The sequence below is a fragment of the Exiguobacterium sp. BRG2 genome, from assembly GCF_031844245.1.
In the GTDB taxonomy this organism is placed as follows: Bacteria; Bacillota; Bacilli; order Exiguobacteriales; family Exiguobacteriaceae; genus Exiguobacterium_A.
Genome location: NZ_JAUZUW010000008.1, coordinates 88,326 through 111,205, shown reverse-complemented (window position 1 = coordinate 111,205; position 22,880 = coordinate 88,326). Strand labels below are relative to the sequence as shown.

Here is a 22,880-nt window from a genome sequence, read left to right as displayed (position 1 = left end):
CTTTCGTTTAAGTTCCCTTAGTTCCTTCCTACGAATCCTCATCCACAAAAGTTTCACGATTCAATTCGTGCCGCGTCGCGTTCAAGGACAGGCGCGAGGTATCGTCCCGTATAAGATGCTTCAACTTCAGCGATCTGTTCCGGTGTCCCGGCAGCAACGATCGTTCCGCCACCGTCGCCCCCTTCAGGTCCGAGATCAATCAAGTAGTCGGCCGTCTTGATGACATCCAAGTTGTGTTCGATGACGAGCACCGTATCACCATTGTCGACGAGACGTTGTAAGACTTTCAACAGACGCGCGATATCATGGACGTGGAGTCCTGTCGTCGGCTCATCGAGAATATAGATCGTCTTCCCAGTCGAGCGTTTATGCAACTCGGACGCCAGTTTAACACGCTGCGCTTCCCCACCGGACAGTTCCGTCGCGGGTTGACCGAGACGCATGTACGTCAGACCGACGTCAGCAATCGTCTGCAGTTTCCGCGTGATTTTCGGAATGTTCTCGAAGAAGGCGAGTGCATCTTCAACCGTCATCTCAAGCACGTCGGCAATCGTTTTGCCTTTATATTTTACTTCGAGTGTTTCGCGGTTATAACGTTTACCGTGACAGACTTCACACGGGACATAGACGTCCGGTAAGAAGTGCATCTCGATCTTGATGATCCCGTCGCCACGACACGCTTCACAGCGTCCACCCTTGATGTTGAAACTGAAACGTCCTTTTTTGTAACCACGGAGTTTCGCTTCGTTCGTCGAAGCAAAGACGTCCCGGATGTCATCGAAGACACCCGTATACGTTGCAGGGTTCGAACGCGGTGTCCGACCGATTGGTGACTGATCGATATCGATGACCTTATCGATTTGATCCAGACCGGTGATTCCTTTATGAGCACCCGGCTTTTCTTTCGCCCGGTTCATCTCGTGGGCGATCGTCTTATAGAGAATTTCATTGATCAACGTCGATTTCCCGGAGCCCGAGACACCGGTGACGGCGACGAACAGACCAAGTGGAATATCGACATCGACGTTCTTCAAGTTGTTTTCCGATGCTTTGTGGATATGGAGCATCCGACCGTCCGGCTCTTTTCGTGTCGACGGAACAGGAATGAACTTCTTCCCGGACAAGTATTGACCAGTCAACGAGTTCGCATCCTGCATCAACTCTTCCGGTTTTCCGGCTGCCGTAACGAATCCACCGTGATCGCCGGCACCAGGTCCGATATCGATCAAGTAGTCGGCTGCCATCATCGTATCTTCATCGTGTTCGACGACGATCAGCGTATTGCCGAGATCACGCATCGCCTTCAGCGTATTGATCAGACGATCATTATCGCGTTGGTGTAAGCCGATCGATGGTTCATCCAGAACGTAGAGGACGCCCGTCAGACGCGAACCGATTTGTGTCGCAAGACGAATTCGTTGCGCCTCCCCACCGGACAACGTACCGGCTGCGCGTGAGATCGTCAGGTAATCGAGACCGACGTTCTCAAGGAACGACGCCCGTTCATGAATCTCACGGACGATCATCCGCGAAATCGTCTGATCCTTCTCACTTAATTTCTCCGGTAGTTCGTCGAAGAACATGACCGCTTGTTTAACAGACATCTTCGTCACTTCACCGATATGGTGATCGGATACTTTGACGGCGAGCGATTCCCGTTTCAAGCGATGTCCTTTACACGTCGGACAGGCTTTCTTCGCCATGTAGCCTTCCATCTGTTCCCGGATATAATCAGACGATGTTTCCTTGAAGCGACGCTGTAAGTTATTGAGGACCCCTTCGAAGTAGAGGTTCGTGTTCCGGACCATGCCGAAGTCGTTCTCATAACGGAAATGAATCTCTTCCTTCGTGTTTCCGTTCAAGATCGTTTCGCGATGTTCTTCTGACAATTGTTCGAACGGTGTATCCATATCGATTTTAAAGTGGTCACAGACCGCTTTGAGCAATTGTGGATAATACTGCGAGCTCGTTGGTTCCCACGCCACGATTGCCCCTTCGTTCAATGACTTATCGGGATGCGGCACGACGAGATCAACATCGACCTCAAGCTTCGTTCCGAGACCATCACATGACGTACAAGCACCAAACGGTGAGTTGAACGAGAACATCCGTGGTTCGAGTTCGCCGATTGAGAAACCACAGATCGGACAAGCATGATGTTCACTGAACAATAGTTCGTTGCCGTCCATCGTATCGACGATGACCCGACCATCCGCGAGGCGAAGTGCAGTCTCCAGTGAGTCCGCAAGACGGGCTTCGACGTCTGGTCGCACGACGACACGGTCGACGACGACTTCGATCGAGTGTTTCTTGTTTTTCTCAAGCGTGATTTCTTCGGCGAGATCCATCGTCTCTCCGTTGACACGAACGCGGACGAAACCTTCCTTCTTCAAATCGTCGAGCACTTTGACGTGCGTTCCTTTGCGTCCGGAAACGATCGGCGCGAGAATTTGCAGACGGGTCCGTTCCGGCAACTCCATCACTTGGTCAACCATCTGACTGATCGTCTGACTCGAAATCTCGATTCCGTGATTCGGACAGATTGGTTTACCGATCCGTGCGTATAACAGACGCAAGTAGTCATAAATCTCTGTGACCGTTCCGACCGTCGAACGAGGGTTTTTACTCGTCGTCTTTTGATCGATCGAAATTGCCGGACTCAGTCCTTCAATCGTATCGACATCCGGTTTATCCATTTGTCCTAGGAACTGGCGGGCATAGGCAGACAGACTTTCGACATAACGCCGTTGTCCTTCAGCGTAAATCGTGTCGAAGGCAAGCGACGATTTCCCTGACCCGGACAAGCCCGTCAAGACGACGAGCTGATCGCGGGGGATTTCGACATCGATGTTTTGTAGATTATTGACGCGAGCGCCTTTGATGATAATCTGATTCTTCTTTTCTCCCAACTTAGGCACCTGCTTTCAATTCTAATATGAGGTCGCGGAGCTCAGCAGCTCGCTCGAACTGCATGTCTTTTGCCGCTTGACGCATCTCTTGGTCAAGCTGTTCAAGCAACGTTTCACGCTCCGGTTTTTTGAGTTTGTTGAACTTCTCGAGTTTTTCGACGGTATCGTCGTTCTCGATTGTCGTACTAATGACACCACGCACGTCTTTTTTGATTGTCTGCGGCGTAATGCCATGTTCTTCGTTGAACGCCATCTGGATCGCGCGACGGCGTTCCGTCTCATCGATCGCCCGTTGCATCGAATCGGTGACTTTATCGGCAAACAAGATGACGTGTCCTTCCGCGTTCCGCGCCGCCCGACCAATCGTTTGAATCAGCGAACGGTCCGACCGGAGGAAGCCTTCCTTATCGGCATCAAGAATCGTCACGAGTGAGACTTCCGGAATATCGAGTCCTTCTCGTAATAAGTTGATCCCGACGAGGACATCATATTTTCCGAGTCGTAAGTCACGGATGATTTCAATCCGTTCGAGTGTCTTGATCTCCGAGTGCATGTAGTTGACCTTGACGCCATTCTCTTTCAAGTAATCGGTCAAGTCTTCAGCCATCTTCTTCGTCAGTGTCGTCACGAGAACACGTTCGTTCTTCGCGACCCGGTCACGGATATTATCCATCAAGTAATCGATTTGTCCCGTGATCGGATGAATCTCGATCGTCGGATCGACGAGACCGGTCGGACGGATGATTTGCTCGACCATCTCTTTCGAATGTTCGAGTTCATACGGTCCTGGTGTCGCCGAGATATAGATCGCCTGACTGACTTTTTCCTCGAACTCCTCGAACCGTAACGGACGGTTATCTTTTGCCGACGGAAGACGGAAACCGTGATCGACGAGGACTTGTTTCCGCGCCTGATCTCCGTTATACATCCCGCGAATTTGCGGCAGTGTGACGTGTGACTCATCGGCAACGAGTAAGAAGTCCTTCGGGAAGTAATCAAGCAACGTATACGGTGTTGCCCCTTCCGGCATCAAGTTCAAGTGACGCGAGTAGTTCTCGATTCCGGAACAATAGCCCATCTCACGCATCATCTCAAGATCGTAGTTCGTCCGTTGTTCGAGCCGTTGCGCTTCAAGCAACTGATTGTCTTCACGTAACTTCGCAAGCTGCACTTCAAGTTCCTTCTCGATGTTCGCGATCGCTTTCTGTAGACGGGTATCCCCCGTCACGAAGTGGGACGCCGGGAAGATCGAGATGTGCTCGCGGTCCGCGACGATCTCACCTGTCAGCGGATCCATGTCACGGATCCGTTCAATCTCGTCACCGAAGAACTCGACCCGGACACACTGTTCGTCGCGTGACGCCGGGAAGATTTCGACGACGTCTCCGCGGACGCGGAACCGTCCGCGCTGGAAGTCGATGTCGTTTCGCTCATACTGGATGTCGATCAGACGACGAAGCATCTCGTTTCGCCCCATCTCATTGCCGACACGCAGGGATAAGACGTGGTTGTTGTACTCTTCCGGATTACCGAGACCATAGATACACGAAACGGACGCGACAATCAAGACGTCCTCCCGTTCGAACAAGGCGGACGTTGCCGAGTGACGTAGTTTATCAATCTCGTCGTTGATCGAAGAGTCCTTCTCAATGAACGTATCCGTCGATGGGACGTACGCTTCCGGTTGGTAATAATCATAAAAACTAACGAAGTATTCGACCGCATTGTTCGGGAAGAATTCCTTGAACTCCGAGTAGAGTTGTCCCGCTAGTGTTTTGTTGTGGGCAAGGACGAGCGTCGGTTTCTTGATTTCCTTGATGACGTTCGAGACCGTGAACGTCTTCCCGGTACCGGTCGCCCCAAGCAACGTCTGATGTCGTTCGCCTTGTTTTAGCCCAGTCACCAATTTTTCGATTGCCGTCGGTTGATCACCGCCTGGTTCAAATGGTGAAACGAGTTCAAAATCCATCGTTTGCTTCCCCCTCATCACGTTAAAAAATCTATTTTTATTGTACCACTTTACGAACAAACATTCGATTATGAAGTGCTCCTTTTAGGAAGTTACCCTTTTTTTCGAAAATGCAAAAGTTTCTTTTTGCTTCGAGTGTTGATCCTCGATTTTTCTGCCAACAAAAAAATCCCCGTCACGGCTGTTCCGTGACAGGGATGTACTCGTTAATGTAAGGACCGCACTTTAGTGCGACCATGGACCGGCTCGTTGACGAACAGGATACCAAGTTCATGATGATCTTGTTCATAAAAGGCACGTTGCGCAAACCGGATGTCACCGTTATGGTTCATGACTTCAAGACGCAGATACGGTTTGTGTTTTTGGATGGCTTCGTAGAACGATGCTTCCGAATCGACCTTCTCACCATTGACCTTATAGATCGCTTCACCTGGAATCAAGCCCATCTCAGCAGCCGGTTTATCAGGTAGCGTTCCAAGAATGACGGCACCACGCGTTCCATTGAGGAACAACGGTGTCTGTGCCCGGTTCAAGCGTTTGACCCGCTGATGCAACAAGATATGCAGAACAAGCAACAAAACGATTCCGTACAGCCATTCAGCTTGTCCGGTGACGTATGCAAGAACCGTCAATAGAATCGCGACGAGGCTCGTGATCAAACGTCCTTGAACGAGCGGACGCATCAATTCTTTCGGCAGCTTACCTGTAAAGAGGAAACTGAAACCGATCGGTAACCAGAGAACGACCGGAACGAGTTCCGGGAAGCTGTAACGTGGCCACCAGGCTTCAAGCACGTCGCCCGGAACAAAGACGAGCAAAGGCAATAGCCAAAGTTTATTCGCTGACAGCCCACCGATGAAGCGACCACGCTTCGAAACGACGAGTGACGGTGACAGGCGTCGCTGCCCGCGCCACCAGACGAGGAGACATTCCGCGACGAGCGTCAACGTTGCAAGTAATAAAACCATCTTCGGCTCGACCGCTCGGATCGAGTCAAGACGTGAATCCATTAGGAACCAGCCGGTCAGTCCAAGCAAGAAGATCGGCCAGAGTGGCAGGTTCAAACGAACGATCCCGACCAACAACAGGACGCTCGAGAGTCCGAGTAACAACAGAGCGTATTGCGGCGTCAGCGTCAATCCGAGCCATCCGCTGACGATGGACAAGACGAGACCGACGAGTAGACCTGGTAAAAGTGTTTCGAGGACATCGCTTCGTTTGCCGTGTGTCCGGGAGCGAAACAGTCCGCGTTCCCGTTTGACACGCCGGATGCCGATGACCCAACTGACAAGGAGTGCTAACCACAAGGTCGGACTGGCGATGAGACTAATCGCGGTCCAACCAATTTCATCGAGTAATTCCACGCGCATTCAGACCTCTTTCCATTCCTTATTATTGAGCAGCGACCTCGAGTGCTTTTTTCCGCTGGACGTCATTCTTATCGTCCTGGAGTTTCTTCAGGAGACGCGTCTCCATCTCACCCGCTGTCTGCTGATCGATTTTTCCAGTGACGTCGAGGTTCGCGTCCTTTTGCAAAGCCTCGACAGCTTGTTTCATCGTGTCACCGAAATAGCCGTCCTGTCCTTTGGGCTCATAACCGATCGCTTCGAGGACGAGGTGGGCATTCTCGACTGATTTTCCGTAATCGCCGACAGCGAGTGACTTTTGATCAGTCAAAATCTTCGTGACGTTGAAGTACGCCGGTTGTTTGACTTCGACCGTCGGCTTGACCCCTTTTTTGTGGATCCAGTTTCCGTCTGGTGTCAGCCATTTGTTCGTCGTTAACTTCAGGTCGCTACCGTCCTTCAAATCATACGCACTTTGGACGATCCCTTTCCCGAACGACTTCGTACCGACGACTTCGGCGCCAGCTCCTTCCTTCAGTCCGGCTGCAAGGATCTCGGACGCTGAGGCCGATCCGCCGTCTTCTAAGACGACGATGTTATATGGTTTCTTCTCGTCTGCCTTCCCGAATTCCTGCTGGCGCTCGCCTTTATTGTTCTCGACCTGATAAATCGGCACGTCTTTCGGAATGAACGGAGCGATCATTTTCGAGACGGCCGTCAAAAGACCACCCGGATTTCCGCGGACGTCGATGACGAGTCCATCAATATTCTGACTCTCGAGTTTCGTCAACCCCTTCTCGAACTCTTCTGCTGTCGGTTCCGAGAACTGTGTTACTTGTAAGACACCGATCTTCTTGCCGTTGACATTCTCCGTTGACGTATAGACCGTCTCGATTGGAATCGTATCGCGTTTAATCGTGATCTCCATTGCGTCTTGTCCGCTACGCTGAATCGTCAGGACGACATTCGTTCCTTTTTCACCACGAATTTTTTTAACGGCTTGATCCGTCTTTTGACCTTTTGTCGACTTACCATCGATTTCTAGGATGACGTCGCCTGGTTTGATACCAGCTTTTTCAGCAGGTGATCCTTTGATCGGCGAGACGATGACGATCGACTCACCTTTTTGTTCAAGCGTCGCACCGATCCCTTCGAACGAAGACGACAGATTCGTGTTGAACGAGGTCGTTTCCGACTCATCCATATAAACGGAATATGGATCGTTAAGCACTTCTGTCATGCCAGATAACGCACCATCGAGTAACTCTTTATCTGTCACGTCTTTTAGATAATTTTGTTCGATCATCTGCCGGACCTGGTCGATTTTTTTCCAATCACCAGTCGCATTCGAAGATGATGACTGCGTTGCAACGGAATCTGTTCCGCCAGCCGCTAACATACCGACGGCACCTGCCCCTAAACCAAGCCCGAAGGTACTGACCGCAATCACTGCTGTTGTAGATTTTTTCACGCTTGATTCCCCACTTCCATTAAAAACGCATTATTTTTTTCAGTATAGCAAAAAAAGATAGGTTACCCTATCTTTTCAGTATTCTGTGGGATGTCAAAAGATGTACGGTGCTGGGTCAACTGCATTCGGTTGTCCGACTGCCCACTCTCCCTTATGCAATTCGAAATGCAAATGCGGACCTGTCGACCAGCCCGTTGTACCTAATGTACCGACCGTCTTACCCGGCATGACTGTTTGACCGGCGGAGACGCTGATCGAATCGAGATGTGCATAGACGGTCGTGTAGACCTGTCCATCGATCAAATGCGTCACCATGACGACGTTCCCGTAACCTGTTGCACTACCGGCTCGTAGAACGATACCACCTGCCGCCGCATGGATCGGTGTTCCTTTTGCATTTACGAGATCAATCCCTTTATGAATCTCCGGCTTTCCTGTCAACGGATTGTTCCGGGGACCGAACGGCGACGAGACATATCCTTGAACCGGTAAATGGAACGGACGACTCGTCACGGCATCTGCCGGTTGCTCCGGTGTCGCAGTCGGTGACTCGACTTCAGGAATGATCGGTTCCGCACTTGGAGCATCGGATTTTTTCTTTTTCGCCTCTGCCGCACGTGCCGCTTCTGCCGCTTCCGCTTGACGTTTTGCTTCTGCTGCCCGCGCCGCTTCTTCCGCTTTCCGTTTCGCTTCTTCTTTAGCTTTCCGTTCGGCTTCTTGCAGGGCAATCAATTCATTTTGAATCAGACGGCGCTGATCCGCGAGAATTTCTGCCTCCTCGGCTTTAGAGAACTGCTCTTGTTGCAGTTCCTTGACCTTCGTGTTCAACTGGACGACGAGCTTACGCTTCAGTTCGGACTCCGCGATGATCCGCGTCTGGAGCACAAGGAGCTTGCGTTGTTCCCGTTTCACGCTTTCAAGCAATAGTGCTTGTTCCGACCGTTGTTCGCTCAGTTGTTTGACGTTCCCCTTGTAAGCTTGTAAGACATGATCATCTTGTTTGATGATCTCACTGACCGTACTGAAGCGCGAAATCAAATCACCAAAGTCTTTTGCGTCGAGCAAGACCTCGATGTATTTGACGTCCCCTTTTTGCTGGACGGCACGCAATCGGCTTCCAAGCAACTCTTCTTGCTGGTGCAGTTCCTTGAGTGTCTCGGAAATCGCTGCTTCCGTCAGACGCAATTGTTCTTTAGATGCAGCAACAGCCGCTTGTTGATCGGCTATCTTAAGCGCTAAATCATCCAAACGGCTGTTGACTTCATTCAGTTGCGCACGGGCTTCCTTACGCTCCTGTTTCGTCAAGATCAACTTCTCTGATGTCTGATTCTGTAATCGTTCCGTCTCTTTCAGACGGCTTTCGACCTCCTGTTGTTCCTTCAGCAAATCTTCTTTAGACGTGGCATCAACGGACACACTAGTTCCAATCAAAGCTAAGCTCAGGACGGCAGAATAGAATCGGACTTTCATGAGAAGCATCTCTCCTCTATTTTATTTTTGAGTAACTGATTTAAATCTTCAAGAAACGACCGAGTGATGTCGTTGATCCCCATACACCGATGAATGCACCGAGTCCGAGCAGGATTAAGACGACTTGTGCCGACAATTCACCTGGTGGAATCAACGAGAAGATTCCCGCATTCACGGTAGAAAGTTGGGGTTGGATCGCATTGTAGGAGACTTCATAACCGAAGTAGACGACGACGATCGGAATGATGGCACCTAATATGCCCATCAATAATCCTTCGACGAAGAATGGGGCACGGATGAATCCGTTTTTCGCTCCGACGAGGCGCATGATCTCGATTTCCCGGCGACGGGAGAAGATCGTGACTTTAATCGTGTTCGAAATGAGGAACATCGCCATGAACGTCAATCCGACGATCAGGATGATTCCACCGATCCGAACTCCTTCAAGGAAACTAAACATCTTTTTAACATATTCCTTACCGTATTCGACACTATCTACATTTTCCATTTTTTTGATGGAATTTGCAAGTGTTTCTGTCTCTTTTGGTGAGGTAGCTTTGACGATGTACCGGTCATGAAGCGGATTATCCTTTTCAACCGACTGGTAGGCCTGGGAACCTTCGCCAAGTTGCTCCTTGAAGCGGTCCAGTTCTTCTTCTTTCGAACTGTAACGAACGGAGTCGACACCCGGCATCTGCTTGAGTGCTTCACCGACTGAATCGATCTTCGACTGGTCTGCTTCTCGTTCGACGAACACTTGGATTTCAACGTCTTTTTCGACGTTATCGGAAATCTTGTTGACATTGAACATGAGCATCGCGAATATTCCTACGAGAAGTAACGTGACGGTAACGGCACTGACAGAAGCGAATGTCATCCAGCCGTTCCGGACGAGACCTTTTGCCCCTTCCCGTAAATGACGGAATCCATTAAACTTCATAGCCGTACATTCCTTTCTCTTCGTCTCGGACGATTTTTCCTCCATCGATCGCTAAGACACGATGACGCATCTTGTTCACGATGTCCCGGTTGTGTGTCGCCATTACGACCGTTGTCCCACGGCGATAGATCTCTTCGAATACTTCCATGATCTCCCAGGCTGTATCCGGGTCCAGGTTTCCAGTCGGCTCATCGGCGATGACGAGTGACGGACGGTTGACGATGGCTCTCGCGATCGAGATCCGTTGTTGTTCGCCCCCAGATAATTCGTCCGGATAGTTGCGCTCTTTATGCTTGAGCTTAACAAGATCGAGTACTTCGAGTACTTTCTTCCGGATTTGTGCTTTGTCTTCCCCTACGACTTCTAGCGCAAAGGCGACATTTTCATAAACCGTCAGTGACGGGAGTAATTTAAAATCTTGGAAGATGACGCCGATTTGGCGACGAAGTTCGGGGATTTGACGGTTCTTCAACTTACCGACTTCGATTCCTTTAAACAAAAATGAACCGCTCGTTGGTTTCTCTTCGCGGTACATCATTTTCATGAATGTTGATTTACCCGCACCCGACGGACCGACGATATAGACGAATTCGCCTTGATTGATCGTCAAATCGACCTCACGGAGTGCCGTGACGCCGTTCGGATAAATCTTACTGATTCGTTGCATCTTGATCACGTACTTCACATCCTTACTTATTTACTGATGCTGAATGAATAGGTCCAAAAACCTACCGACCACCATTATAACAGGGACAAAATTGAACGCACATTACAATCAAATGTCATTTCAGGCGATTATACCATAAAAAGAGGCACGAATGACGAACACATGTCGTGTGTGTCATCTCGTACCCCATCATATCCCATAATCATTTTTTAGCAGCGAGCCAGTCGGCAACAGCCATGATTTCTTTATCATCTTTCAGGATACCAGCAGGCATTTGCCCTTTCCCGTTCTTGATGATTTTTTGAATCTCTTCTGAAGAATATTTCGAGCCAACCTTCGTCAAATTCGGTCCGACGTTTCCTTCAAGGTTTTTACCATGACACGTCGCACAGTTTGTTGCGAAGATTTTCTCAGCATCTACACCAGATTGTGTCTTCGACGAATCATCGTTCATCGTTGACTCATCCTTCGTGCCTGACGATGAATCATCAGAACTCGAATCGTCACTACCACCACATGCCGCGAGCGCAAGTGTCGTTCCTAAGCCTAACGCGAGTAACAAGTTTTTCAGCTTCATCCGGATATCCCCCTCTTGTAAGTATCTACATAAACGCTACTGACCTAGTTAGAGTATAACCGTTATCCGGAGGAGTTAAGCGTGATTTCACAAAAACTTCACGAGTTCAGAACGATTACGGCACATTACGGTAGCGTTTATCGTCTGTAAACCCGAGTCCGAGCACCTCATGGGCTTCACTGACGACGAGGAATGCCGATGGATCGATGTGTTTGACGATTTCCTTTAATGTCGTGATTTCTCCTTGACGAACGACGACCATCAGCATTGGTTTGCGTGTCCGAGTGAACGCTCCCGCTGCCTCGATCTCCGTCGCCCCGCGATCGAGCGTCTCGAAGATTTCCTTCACTAACGCTTCCCGTTGATCGGAGATGATGTAGGCAAGTTTGTCGTTCGTGATTCCGAGCTGGACGACGTCGATCATCTTGATCGTGATGAACAAAGCGACGAGTGCATACAGCCCAATCTCAAGCGAGAAGATCGTCGCCGCACTAATGACGATCGTGCCGTCAAGCAAGGCGATACACAGATGGAGTGGCAATTTCGTGAAACGATGCAGGATTTGCGCAATCAAATCCATTCCTCCGGTCGACGCTCGCCCCCGGAAGATCAGACCGAGTCCAATCCCGACCCCGGCACCACCGAAGATTGCAGCAAGCATCGGATTCATTGTCGCAGCCGGAACATCGAACCGCTCATATACGAGAATGACGACCGGTAAGAAGATCGACCCGACGAGTGATTTGACCCCAAAGCCCATCCCGAGGATCATCCAACCGATCGCAAGCAAGACGACGTTCGCGACGAGTTGGAACAATCCTGGCGAGATCCCGAACAAATCGTTCAAGACGATCGATAAGCCACTGACCCCTCCCGAGGCGAGTTGGTTCGGTGCTAAAAATAAACTAAAGGCACTTGCGACGAACAAGGACCCGATTAACAAATACGCATAATCGCGCACGACTTCCTGACGTGTCGATGTCATGACATTCCATTTCCCCTTATCAATTGATTCTCGTGTTTCATTTTAGCGGAAAAGTCAGACAACGACTAGACAGGCGGAACAACTCACAGTGTTCCCTTTATACCGCACTAAAGGGTGGACTGTAGCGAACGATACCGCTAACGCCACGTAATCCATTCCGTTCGAGTGCAAGAACGAGAAAGACCTCCGGCGGAACGGGGAACGGCGGCTTGATACCGTAGTCAATCGCCCGTTCAAAGCCGAACTGTGGATAATAGCTGTCGTGACCGAGGACGACGATGTGGGATTCCCCGGCGTCCCGCGCATCCTCGATCACTTGACGGATCAATTCAGAGCCGATACCCTTTCGCTGCCAGGTGGGTAGGACACCGACCGGCGCTAAGGCAAGCGACGGGATGTCATCGATATGGATCCGGCTCAACAGGACATGACCAACGATTTCTCCTTTATCAGTCACGGCGACGCGACCGAAGACTGGTTGCGCGGCTTCTTCCTCGCGTAACGCAACAACGAGATTCGCTTCGTTTGGTTGTTCGAATGCCGCTTCATGGACGAGCCGAATTCCCGTGGCGTCCTTGAAGCCTTCTTTACGGATGATCATTAGTTATTGCTCCCTTCAAGTAGTTTGGTTGCGAGGAGCGTGAACTCGGTCGGGATGTTCTCACCGTTCCATCGCGTTTCTCCCAAAATTCATGTGCTCGGTATTCCCACGCCTGTTTGTTGACCCGACTTTGCTTCTTCATCACGTTTCCCCCTTTGACGGTCAAAAAACCAGTCGAACATCGTCCGACTGGTTGGTTGTCTTACATATTCATGAGACGGAGGTACGCATCGATGAAGCCCATGATGTCACCATCCATTGCCCCTTGCGTGTTCCCGACTTCATAGTTCGTCCGGTGATCCTTGACCATGCTGTATGGATGGAAGACGTACGAACGGATTTGGCTACCCCACGCGATATCCGATTTTTCACCACGGATTTCGTCGAGTTTCTTTTGTTGCTCTTCGATTTCGCGTTGATAAAGTTTCGCTTTCAACATCTTCATCGCTGCTTCACGGTTTTTGATCTGCGACCGTTCTTGTTGACAGGAGACGACGACGCCTGTTGGTACGTGTGTGATCCGGACAGCCGAGTCCGTCGTATTGATGTGCTGACCACCGGCACCAGAGGCACGGTACGTATCGATCCGTAAGTCTTCTGTACGGACTTCGATATCGATGTCATCGTTGAATTCCGGCATGACGTCACACGAGACGAACGATGTATGACGACGGCCTGACGAGTCAAACGGTGAGATCCGGACTAAACGATGGATCCCTTTTTCGGCTTTTAAGTATCCATAGGCATTGTGCCCTTGAATACGGAGCGTGACCGATTTGACACCTGCTTCATCACCCGGTTGGTAGTCCATCGTTTCGACTTTCCAACCCTGCTTGTCGCAGAAACGTTGGTACATACGCAGTAACATTGATGCCCAGTCTTGTGACTCGGTACCACCCGCACCTGGGTGTAACTCGAGGATTGCGTTGTTTGCGTCATACTCGCCGTTCAAGAGGATTTGTAGTTCGAAGTCTTCGAACTTCTTCTTAAGGTCGCCAAGTTCTGACTCGAGCTCTTCTTGAAGATCCGCATCCGGCTCTTCCTTGATCAATTCGTACGTCAAAGCAACGTTTTCGTGACCTGCTTCGAGTTCTTTGTATTTGTCGACCATCGCTTTTAAGCCGTTCGACTCATCGATGACTTTTTGTGCCGATTCCTGGTTGTTCCAGAAGTCTGGGTACGTCATCTCGTTTTCAAGTTCTTCGATCCGGGCAATCTTCGACTCGAGGTCGAGTGATGCCTTATATTCGTCGAGTTTCTTTTCCATCCACTCGGCGGTGTTGCGAATTTCTGCTAATTCCATGTGTTCCACCTTCTCTTTCCGTGAAAAGAGGCAGGAATCTCCTGCCTCTCTTTCAGTCGATTCATCACTTATGCCTGACGGCCGTGACAGTTCTTATATTTCTTACCGGATCCACACCAGCACGGATCATTGCGTCCGATTTGGTCGTTTGGATTTTTCCGGACCGGTTTTTTCTTGACCGCTTTATCTTCCTTACCAGAAACCGCGACTTCGTCTTGGACGACTTTTTCGCGTTTGAGGTTCGGGTCGAGATCTGCACGAAGGACGAATTGCGTCACTTCTTCAGCGATCGCAGCGTTCATCGCATCAAACATCATCGAACCTTCTGATTGGTATTCACGGAGCGGGTCGTTTTGACCGTATGCCCGAAGGTGAATCCCTTCACGGAGTTGATCCATCTGATCGATGTGGTTCATCCAGTGTTGGTCGACGGCACGTAGGACGATGACTTTTTCGAACTCATCGAATGCTTCTGCTGGGACTTCTGACCGTTTGTGCTCGTAGTGCGCGAATGTGCGCTCTTTGAGCAACTCGATGATCTCTTCGCGTTCTTTTCCGAAGAGGTCGCTTTCCGTGACCTTCTCTTCGATCGCAAGCGTCTGGTTCGCCCACTCCGCAAGTGCACCGATGCTCCATTCTTCCGGTACGAACTCGACCGGCGTATATTGATGGACGCCTGCTTCAATCGTCTGCTCGATCATCGGACGGACGATATCTGACACGGAACCGGCATCGAGAATCGCTGCCCGGTCCGCGTACATGACTTTCCGTTGATCTGCCATGACGTTATCGTAGCCGAGGACTTGTTTCCGCGCATCAAAGTTATTTCCTTCGACGCGTTTTTGAGCCGATTCAACGGCACGAGACACCATCCGACTCTCGATCGGTTGCGAATCATCCATTCCGAGACGATCCATCATCGACTGCAGCGAATCAGAACCAAAGCGACGCATCAATTCATCTTCAAGTGAGAGATAGAATTGTGATGCACCTGGATCCCCTTGACGACCGGCACGACCACGGAGCTGGTTATCGATCCGGCGTGATTCGTGACGTTCTGTCCCAAGGATGTAGAGACCACCTTTTTCTAAGACACCTTGACCGAGCTTGATGTCGGTACCACGACCGGCCATGTTCGTTGCGATCGTGACCGAGTTCGCTTGACCCGCGTTCTCGATGATCTCCGCTTCACGTGCATGGTTCTTCGCGTTCAAGACTTCGTGACGGATGCCACGTTTTTTGAGGATGTTACTCAGCAACTCCGACGTCTCGACGGCAACCGTACCGACGAGGACTGGTTGTCCTTCACGGTGGGCACGTTCGATTTCGTCTGCGACAGCAGCAAACTTCCCGTTCATCGTTTTGAAGATCAAGTCCGGCATATCGTTTCGGACGACCGGCTTGTTCGTCGGAACCGGTACGACGTGCATGTTGTAGATGTTACGGAACTCTTCTTCCTCCGTCTTCGCTGTACCGGTCATTCCGGCAAGCTTCGTATACATCCGGAAGAAGTTTTGGTACGTGATCGTCGCAAGGGTCATGGATTCGCGTTGAATCTCGACGCCTTCCTTCGCTTCGATCGCTTGGTGCAGACCTTCCGAATAACGACGACCTTCCATGACACGACCCGTGAATTGGTCGATGATCATGACTTCGTCTTCACGAACCATATAGTCGACGTCGCGATGCATGACGGCGTTCGCCCGCAGCGCGAGGCTTAAGTGATGGTTGAGCGCGACGTGTTCGAGACCAAACAAGTTATCAATACCGAAGTATTTTTCAGCACGGTCGATTCCTTGCTCCGTCAACAGGACACTCTTCGTCTTGATGTCGACCGTGTAGTCTTCCTCTGCCTTCATGATTTTCGCGAACGCATCGGCTTGTGAATAGAGCGCTGTCGATTTTTCGGCCGATCCTGAGATGATGAGCGGAGTCCGCGCTTCATCGACGAGAATCGAGTCGACTTCATCGACGACGGCATAACTGAGTGGACGTTGAACGCGGTCTTCTTTGTAGAGGACCATGTTATCACGCAAGTAATCGAAACCGAACTCGTTGTTCGTTCCGTACGTGATGTCACAGCTGTATGCTGCTTGTTTTTCTTGACGCGACATGCTTGAGAGATTCAAGCCGACCGAGAGACCAAGTGCTGCATAAAGCGGCTCCATGATGTCACGGTCACGTTTTGCGAGATATTCGTTGACGGTAACGACGTGTACGCCGTTGCCAGCGAGAGCATTCAAATAGACAGGGAGTGTTGCGACGAGCGTCTTACCTTCCCCGGTCTTCATTTCGGCGATATCCCCATTGTGCAGGACATATCCACCAATCAACTGAACGCGGTAGTGGCGCATGCCGAGAACGCGTGTTGACACTTCGCGACAGACCGCGAAGGCTTCCGGTAAAATATCATCTAAGTCTTCTCCGTTAGCGAGACGCTCACGGAATTCAACGACTTTCCCTTCCAGTTCTTGATCCGATAACGCACCGATTTGTGTCTCGAGCGCTTCCACAGCGTCTGCTGCTTTTTCGGCTTTCTTCAGGACACGTTTCGTTGGTGCAAATAATTCTTTTAGAAAATTAGCCATGCCTTACAGTCCCCTTACTTCGAACGATTCTTTGAACGAACAGAATTCCGAGATTTTTCCTTTATTCAGTGTACCGAATACGACGTCAAATTTCAACAAGCGGACCAAGCAGCGGTCTCGCTCTTTTGTCGTAGAGCAAACGTACCTTGTTTAGAAATAGTTTTCCATCATATCAAAAAGGGACTCGCCCGTAAGAGCGAGTCCCTGTTGCATTCATTATTCTGGTTCAATCAAACCGTAACGACCATCCTTACGACGGTAGACGACGTTCGTGTTGCCCGTTTCTGCGTCTGAGAAGACGAAGAATGCGTGCCCGAGCATGTCCATCTGAAGAATCGCTTCTTCCGTATCCATTGGTTTGAGTGTGAAACGCTTCGTCCGAACGAGTTCGAGTTCTGCCTCGTCCTCTTCATAGACTGGCGCTTCCGCTTCCGGTCCTTCGAGTATTTTGAAGTACTCTCCGATGCCGCCTTCTTTAGCGCGCCCTCTCCGGTTCAATTTCGTTTTGTGTTTCCGGATCTGACGTTCGAGCTTATCGACGACGAGGTCGATTGCTGCATACATATCGCCATTGACATCTTCAGCACGGAGCAAGAGGTTTGGCATTGGAATCGTCACTTCGACTTTTTGTTTCTCATTGTTGACTTTGAGATTGACATAAGCCGTTTGCGCTTCCGTAGGAGTTGTAAAATAACGAGTTAACTTTTCAAGCTTTTTCTCGACGTAATCCTTGAGAGCATCTGTGACGTCCAAGTTTTCACCGCGAATGTTGTAGATCATGTAAACTCCTCCTTAAGTAACCGGTTGAACCTATGAATTCGAGATGCTCCAGTCGTTTCCTTCTGAATATTCGAAATTCTTTGGTTCGTTTTTATTATAGCACGATAAGTGAAGGAAGACCATGAGAACAATGACATTCTCATGAACGTTCACTACTGTTCTTAGCGTACGATAATATTGAAGCATGTTGATGTTAACGTATATACCCGTTTTTATCGAACTCAAAACAAAAAAACCGCTTTTAGGCGAATAGCCTAAAAACGGTGGCGGCTGCTATTGGATTAGATCTTTGAAACGTTCGCAGCTTGTGGACCACGATCGCCTTCAACGATTTCAAATTCCACTTCTTCGCCTTCTTCAAGTGATTTATAACCATCGACTTGAATCGCTGAGAAGTGTACGAATACGTCTTTCGCGTCAGACGTTTCGATGAATCCATAACCTTTTTCAGCATTAAACCATTTTACTTTACCTTGTTCCATTCGAATTCACGTTCCCTTCGCAAACCAGAGTTCGAGAGCAAGCTCTCTACGGCTTAGTCTATCAAAAGAAGGAATTATTGACAATTAAAAATTCTGATTACTTTGAATTCATTCTAAAAAATGAATAATATTCCCTACTTATTGCTCTATATTTAAAAAAATTACATTGTCATTACAGTTGTATTATTGTATTATATCGTTAGTAATTACCTATTTTATCCATTGTCCTATCTTAAGGAGGATGTAGTCGAATGCGACCATTCCATAATGACGAAAAGTATCGAATCACGAAACGGACGGTGGCGATTCTCCCGTGCTACGACATGATGAAGCAATCCATCATCGTACTCGAGGATGGCTCGACCATCATGACCCCGCTTCGACCGTATCAACTACTGCAGCTTTCCTGCAGGCAATACAACAGTTCCATTGAGGAACGCATCGTGACCGCAAAACGTGTCGCATCTGTAAAAGGAAAAGTACCAGTCGTCATTGAACCGACACTCGGCCTCGTGTTTTTCCCAACAAAATCACCGAAACGTGATGATTGCGAGTGGTATGCTTGGAGCCACATGTCTGAAGTCATCGAGGAAGACGGACAGACGAAGCTCAAGACTCGTAATGGCATGATCCTTCCCGTAAACGCCTCTCCTTACATCGTCCGCAACCAAATGAAAGCAACTGGCGAGCTGATGGCTCGTTATCAACAATTGAACGCGATGACATTAGAGGAACGCTTTAATGCAATCAAATCTTAAAGAGTAACCGTAAAAAAATCAGGGTTGGGCGATGAATTCGCTCAATCCTTTTTGGTTTCTGCCGATATATAATGAGATGACAGTTTTAAAAAACAAGGAGGCTTCTCGATGAACATCCAATTGAATCCGGCACGTCCGGCGCAATCCCCTGGTCAGACGCCGCTTTTGGAGACAAAGACCTATAAAGGAACGGTCCTTGAGCAGACTGGTCCGCATACGGCTCTCGTCCAGGTCGGTCGGGATAAGATCGAGATGACCTTCACAGGCGACGTTCCGACAGGTGATTTCCAGTTCAAGGTCAAAGGACAGACAGCAGAAGGTTACCTGATTGAACAACTGACACCAGCGACACCGGATGCGGAAACGCCACCTGTCCTGTCTGTTCCATTAAATGTCGATCCCGCGTTACTAGAAGGTGTACCGGCTGAACTGAAACAGGCCGTCGCGAAGTTACTCGCGAGCGGTCAATTGCCACAGACGCCGGAAATCGTCGCCCAGCTCGTGACGGCACTGCAAGGAACGTACAAGGACTTAGCACTCGAACTCGTGTCGCGACCGGACACGGCACTGCCCGTTGACGCCGACGTCTTGATCGCAAGTCTCCTTGCGACGACGGAAGACTATCCAGATGTCCTGCCGGAGCGCGACGCCTTAACGGAGCAACCGACGTTCGAAAAAGCCGTCGCGCTTGACGTCGCTCGCGTCACACTACCGACGCAACGCGAGATCGAGACAGCGTCGCCCTTGCATATCCGACAATACATCGAACACCTACCAGCGGAAAAGCGCCCGGCACTCGTCGCAACGCTCGAACAAGGCGAGATCGAAACGGTTCGTAAACAGTTGACGCCCTACTTCCCGCAAGTGCCGCTCGATCCGAAGACGAGCGTCCGTGAGCAACTGATCGGTCTGACGGCACGGGCAAGTCAATCGGAACCAGTAACAGGGCAACCGGCACCGGTCCGCTCTGCCTTGACGCTTGTCCGCGAAGTGACGCCACGGCTTGCTGAGATCACGAATGATTTCAAGAGCCAACAGCGAACGATCGTCTCCCAACTCCGGCAAATCGAACCGCTCGTCGAGACACGTCCGGCCCAGATGGTCGCCGTCATCGAGAGTACGGCGCAACGCTTAAAACAAGTCTTCCAGCAAACGGACGCCTTATTACATACCTCGATGAAGGATGAAAAACAGCTAGTCCACTTTTTATCGAAACTCGAACGGGGTGCGGAACTGGCGTTACTCGGACGCGGAACAGAAGCAAAAGCCGTCTTACAAGAAGTCCGGGTTGCGTTTGAAGCCTTCCGTTATGCGCCAGCAAACGTTCGTCCGACTTACTTACCGGAGATGCAGGGACTACTGCCACAAGCGCCGTTTCCTTCGTCACAAACGGCACAAAAAGCCGTTCCATATGAGCCGCAACAGAACAGCCCACGTCTTTTGCAAGAGACCGTCCAAAAGACGCTTCAGCTCCAGACCGCGGAACTGAAACTGAGTACGCCAGCAGCGAATCCGGAAGCCGCCAAATTGCAGACGTTCCTTGCAGCACAACAGCAAGTCAATAAACCGGACAGTCAGCAACAGTTGAACCAGATTTTACTCGCCTTACCGGTCCAACTTATTGAAGCGACGGCAGGACTCCACGTCCATTTGCAAAACAAACGGCCGGACGAAGTGATCGACTGGGAAAACAACACGTTGTACGTCCAGCTCAATACGCCACGCCTCGGGGAGATTGGTGTCCGGGTCGAGACCGTCAATCGCAAGATGCAGATCACAATCGAAAACGATCATCCGGTCCTTGAGCAACTGGCAACACCGTTCCTCGATCGGACGACGGATGCCTTGCAAGCAACCGGTTACCAAGACGTCCGCATCCAGTTCCGTCCATTCACGCGTGAGCAAATCACAGAAACCGTCAAACAAGACGAGACACCAAGTGGCTACGACTACCGTATTTAAAAGGGGAGACCGATATGTATCAGAAAATCGATTTAACCGGACGCAAGACTGCTGCTGTCCTCCGCTACGATGAAGCATCCGGTCAAGCACCGGTCGTCGTCGCTCGAGCTAGTGGTCAAGCCGCCGATCGCATCCTGCAAGAAGCACGGGCGAACGGGGTCGCAATCGAACACGATACGTCCCTGCTCGGTCACTTGCTTGATCTCGACCTTGGGACAGCGATCCCACCGCAACTTTATGACGTGATGGCAGAACTGCTCTTACTGATCGAAGAACTCGACAACGCGAAAGGACGGCAGACATGACAGAACAAGAACTCTACGCGATGACCCCACAACAGCTGACGGAAGTCATGTTGACGGGACTCGTCCTTCAATACGATCGTGCCATTCTCGCACGTGATACGAACCGCTTTGACGAGGTCAACGAACGCTTACAAAAAGCTTATCAGTTACTCGACAAACTGCAGGCAGGGTTACACGACGCCGGTGGCATCATCACGGCACAACTGGACGCGCTCTACCACTATCTTGCTGAGCAAACGTTACAGGTCTATATGACACCAGCCGTTCTCGACGAGCTACTCGAACTGGTAGAAGACTTACGCGTCACCTGGCAAGCGGCACAGACCGTCGATCGACCACTCGTGCGCGCCGCACATCATCAACGATACGAAGGGATGGAATACGAATGAGAATCACGAATAACGTCCAAGCCTTGAAGGCTTACCGCAACCTCAGCATCAACCAGACGAACGTCAAGACGACGATGGATAAACTATCGAGCGGTCAAAAAATCAACCGGGGTGCGGATGATGCAGCTGGTCTCGCGATCTCGGAGAAGATGCGTAATCGTTTGAAGGCACTCGATAAAGCAGAACAGAACGTCCTTGACGGCGTCTCGATGATTCAAACGGCTGAAGGTGGTTTGAGTGAGACACACAACCTCTTGCAACGGATGCGCGAACTCGCCGTCCAAGCTGGGAACGGGACACTCGCGACAGAAGACCGGACAGCAATCCAGGAAGAAATCAACCAGTTGACGAACGAGGTCTCGCGGATCGCAAAGACGACCCAGTTCAACGGTAAAGAATTGTTGAGCGGGAAGTTCAACGGTAAAGAATTGTTGAGCGGGAAGTTCAACGATGCCGACAGTGCCCTGTTCATCCAAACGAATGCTGGGGCAAACGAAGGGATCTCGATCACGATTAACGACATGCAAGCCCTTGCGATCGGCGTCAGTTCAACGACACAAACTGATCCCTCGATTCGTCCGCTTGATTTTTCGAGCGGTGACGCACCGGAGTACGCCCTGAGCGTCATGACGGCAACGGACGCGAATGATGCGATCAGCCATTATACGAAAGCAATCGATACGATCTCTCAGCAACGTTCACAACTCGGGGCGATCCAGAATCGGTTTGAAGCGACGTCATCCGTCCTCAGCGTCAGCGTCGAGAACTTGACGGCGTCGGAATCACGGATTCGCGATACCGATATGGCGCGTGAAATGATGGAATATGCGAAGTACAACATCCTCAACCAATCGGGGATGGCGATGATCGCTCAAGCGAACGCCCTACCGCAAGGCGTCTTACAATTACTCAACTAAGGAGGCAGATCCGATGGATATCCGCCGCATCCAAGAAACCCAACGACTCCAGTCCTTAAAAGGTGGTCCGCGTGAAGTCGAGGCGTCGACGACCTTCTCTGCCTTGATGCAGGAGAAACGGGACCACAAAGGCTACGAGCGCCTGCAACAAAAGCTCGCGCTCGTCGAAGAACACGGGCAACTGCTCGCTGAAAGTCAGACGATCGAGCACCTCGAAAGCTATAAAGAAAAGATCAAGGACTTCTTAAAAGATGCCCTCGACCAATCACAACAACTCGAAGAGAAGCGCGGCTTCAACCGCCGTGGTCGGACGAAGATCTATAAAGTCGTCGAGCAAGTCGATGCGAAGCTCCTTCAGTTGACGAATACGGTCATCTCTGGCGAATCGCGCCGGCTTGATATCCTCGATCAAGTTGGCGAGATCAAAGGAATGCTCGTCAACGTCTTCGTGTAATCTAGAT

Annotated in this window: 21 protein-coding genes; 6 read left to right on the top strand and 15 right to left on the bottom strand. The window is 50.4% G+C overall.

Annotation, left to right across the window (positions count from 1 at the left end):
- Positions 1-53 precede the first annotated feature (53 nt).
- From uvrA to Q9R23_RS11445, 15 genes are all read right to left on the bottom strand, one after another.
- On the bottom strand, positions 54-2,909 hold the full coding sequence (gene uvrA, locus Q9R23_RS11515; RefSeq protein WP_133207887.1) for an excinuclease ABC subunit UvrA: 2,856 nt from the start codon (positions 2,907-2,909) through the stop codon (positions 54-56).
- A 1-nt stretch (position 2,910) separates the two neighbouring features.
- Positions 2,911-4,878, bottom strand: a complete 1,968-nt coding sequence (gene uvrB, locus Q9R23_RS11510) for an excinuclease ABC subunit UvrB (protein ID WP_311247081.1) — start codon at positions 4,876-4,878, stop codon at positions 2,911-2,913.
- Between the two features lie 206 nt (positions 4,879-5,084).
- Positions 5,085-6,248, bottom strand: a complete 1,164-nt coding sequence (locus Q9R23_RS11505; RefSeq protein ID WP_311247080.1) for a PDZ domain-containing protein — start codon at positions 6,246-6,248, stop codon at positions 5,085-5,087.
- A gap of 22 nt (positions 6,249-6,270) precedes the next feature.
- Complete coding sequence (locus tag Q9R23_RS11500; RefSeq protein WP_311247079.1) at positions 6,271-7,695, bottom strand: S41 family peptidase; 1,425 nt, start codon at positions 7,693-7,695, stop codon at positions 6,271-6,273.
- A gap of 93 nt (positions 7,696-7,788) precedes the next feature.
- Entirely contained in the window at positions 7,789-9,165 is a 1,377-nt protein-coding gene (locus Q9R23_RS11495) for a murein hydrolase activator EnvC family protein (protein WP_214852515.1), read from the bottom strand.
- Between the two features lie 40 nt (positions 9,166-9,205).
- Positions 9,206-10,105, bottom strand: a complete 900-nt coding sequence (gene ftsX, locus Q9R23_RS11490; protein WP_214852513.1) for a permease-like cell division protein FtsX — start codon at positions 10,103-10,105, stop codon at positions 9,206-9,208.
- Positions 10,095-10,781, bottom strand: coding sequence for a cell division ATP-binding protein FtsE (ftsE, locus tag Q9R23_RS11485; protein WP_035410018.1), 687 nt, complete (start codon positions 10,779-10,781; stop codon positions 10,095-10,097). Before ftsE ends, ftsX begins: the two co-directional genes overlap by 11 nt.
- 193 nt (positions 10,782-10,974) lie before the next feature.
- Positions 10,975-11,349, bottom strand: a complete 375-nt coding sequence (cccB, locus tag Q9R23_RS11480) for a cytochrome c551 (RefSeq protein ID WP_214852511.1) — start codon at positions 11,347-11,349, stop codon at positions 10,975-10,977.
- Positions 11,350-11,464: 115 nt separating this feature from the next.
- Positions 11,465-12,334 (bottom strand): YitT family protein, encoded by an 870-nt coding sequence (locus Q9R23_RS11475; RefSeq protein WP_023469242.1) that lies wholly within the window; start codon positions 12,332-12,334, stop codon positions 11,465-11,467.
- 97 nt (positions 12,335-12,431) lie between these two features.
- Positions 12,432-12,935, bottom strand: coding sequence for a GNAT family N-acetyltransferase (locus tag Q9R23_RS11470; RefSeq protein ID WP_214852509.1), 504 nt, complete (start codon positions 12,933-12,935; stop codon positions 12,432-12,434).
- Complete coding sequence (locus Q9R23_RS11465; RefSeq protein WP_214852503.1) at positions 12,922-13,077, bottom strand: hypothetical protein; 156 nt, start codon at positions 13,075-13,077, stop codon at positions 12,922-12,924. Before Q9R23_RS11465 ends, Q9R23_RS11470 begins: the two co-directional genes overlap by 14 nt.
- 60 nt (positions 13,078-13,137) lie before the next feature.
- Positions 13,138-14,238, bottom strand: coding sequence for a peptide chain release factor 2 (gene prfB, locus Q9R23_RS11460; protein ID WP_023469245.1), 1,101 nt, complete (start codon positions 14,236-14,238; stop codon positions 13,138-13,140).
- A 68-nt stretch (positions 14,239-14,306) separates the two neighbouring features.
- Entirely contained in the window at positions 14,307-16,826 is a 2,520-nt protein-coding gene (gene secA / locus Q9R23_RS11455) for a preprotein translocase subunit SecA (protein ID WP_214852501.1), read from the bottom strand.
- Positions 16,827-17,042: 216 nt separating this feature from the next.
- Positions 17,043-17,606: a ribosome hibernation-promoting factor, HPF/YfiA family gene (hpf, locus tag Q9R23_RS11450; protein WP_311247078.1), complete on the bottom strand. Its 564-nt coding sequence runs from the start codon at positions 17,604-17,606 to the stop codon at positions 17,043-17,045.
- 281 nt (positions 17,607-17,887) lie between these two features.
- A complete protein-coding gene (locus Q9R23_RS11445) occupies positions 17,888-18,088 on the bottom strand; it encodes a cold shock domain-containing protein (protein WP_023469248.1) in 201 nt (66 codons plus the stop codon).
- Between the two features lie 251 nt (positions 18,089-18,339).
- On the opposite strand from Q9R23_RS11445, the gene Q9R23_RS11440 reads away from it, so the two are divergent.
- The 6 genes from Q9R23_RS11440 (at position 18,340) to Q9R23_RS11415 (ending at position 22,873) form a co-directional block, all read left to right on the top strand.
- The gene (locus Q9R23_RS11440; RefSeq protein WP_029342501.1) at positions 18,340-18,846 is read left to right on the top strand and encodes a competence protein ComK; all 507 of its coding nucleotides are present in this window, start codon (positions 18,340-18,342) and stop codon (positions 18,844-18,846) included.
- Between the two features lie 108 nt (positions 18,847-18,954).
- Positions 18,955-20,808: a hypothetical protein gene (locus tag Q9R23_RS11435; protein ID WP_311247077.1), complete on the top strand. Its 1,854-nt coding sequence runs from the start codon at positions 18,955-18,957 to the stop codon at positions 20,806-20,808.
- A 14-nt stretch (positions 20,809-20,822) separates the two neighbouring features.
- Entirely contained in the window at positions 20,823-21,113 is a 291-nt protein-coding gene (locus tag Q9R23_RS11430; protein ID WP_029342503.1) for an EscU/YscU/HrcU family type III secretion system export apparatus switch protein, read from the top strand.
- Complete coding sequence (locus Q9R23_RS11425; RefSeq protein WP_311247076.1) at positions 21,110-21,502, top strand: flagellar export chaperone FliS; 393 nt, start codon at positions 21,110-21,112, stop codon at positions 21,500-21,502. The genes Q9R23_RS11430 and Q9R23_RS11425 overlap by 4 nt, the downstream gene beginning before the upstream one ends.
- Positions 21,499-22,419 (top strand): flagellin N-terminal helical domain-containing protein, encoded by a 921-nt coding sequence (locus Q9R23_RS11420; RefSeq protein ID WP_311247075.1) that lies wholly within the window; start codon positions 21,499-21,501, stop codon positions 22,417-22,419. Before Q9R23_RS11425 ends, Q9R23_RS11420 begins: the two co-directional genes overlap by 4 nt.
- A 13-nt stretch (positions 22,420-22,432) precedes the next feature.
- Positions 22,433-22,873 carry a YaaR family protein gene (locus Q9R23_RS11415; RefSeq protein WP_290757444.1) on the top strand — a complete coding sequence of 147 codons (441 nt, stop codon included), beginning with the start codon at positions 22,433-22,435 and terminating at the stop codon, positions 22,871-22,873.
- Positions 22,874-22,880 lie beyond the last annotated feature (7 nt).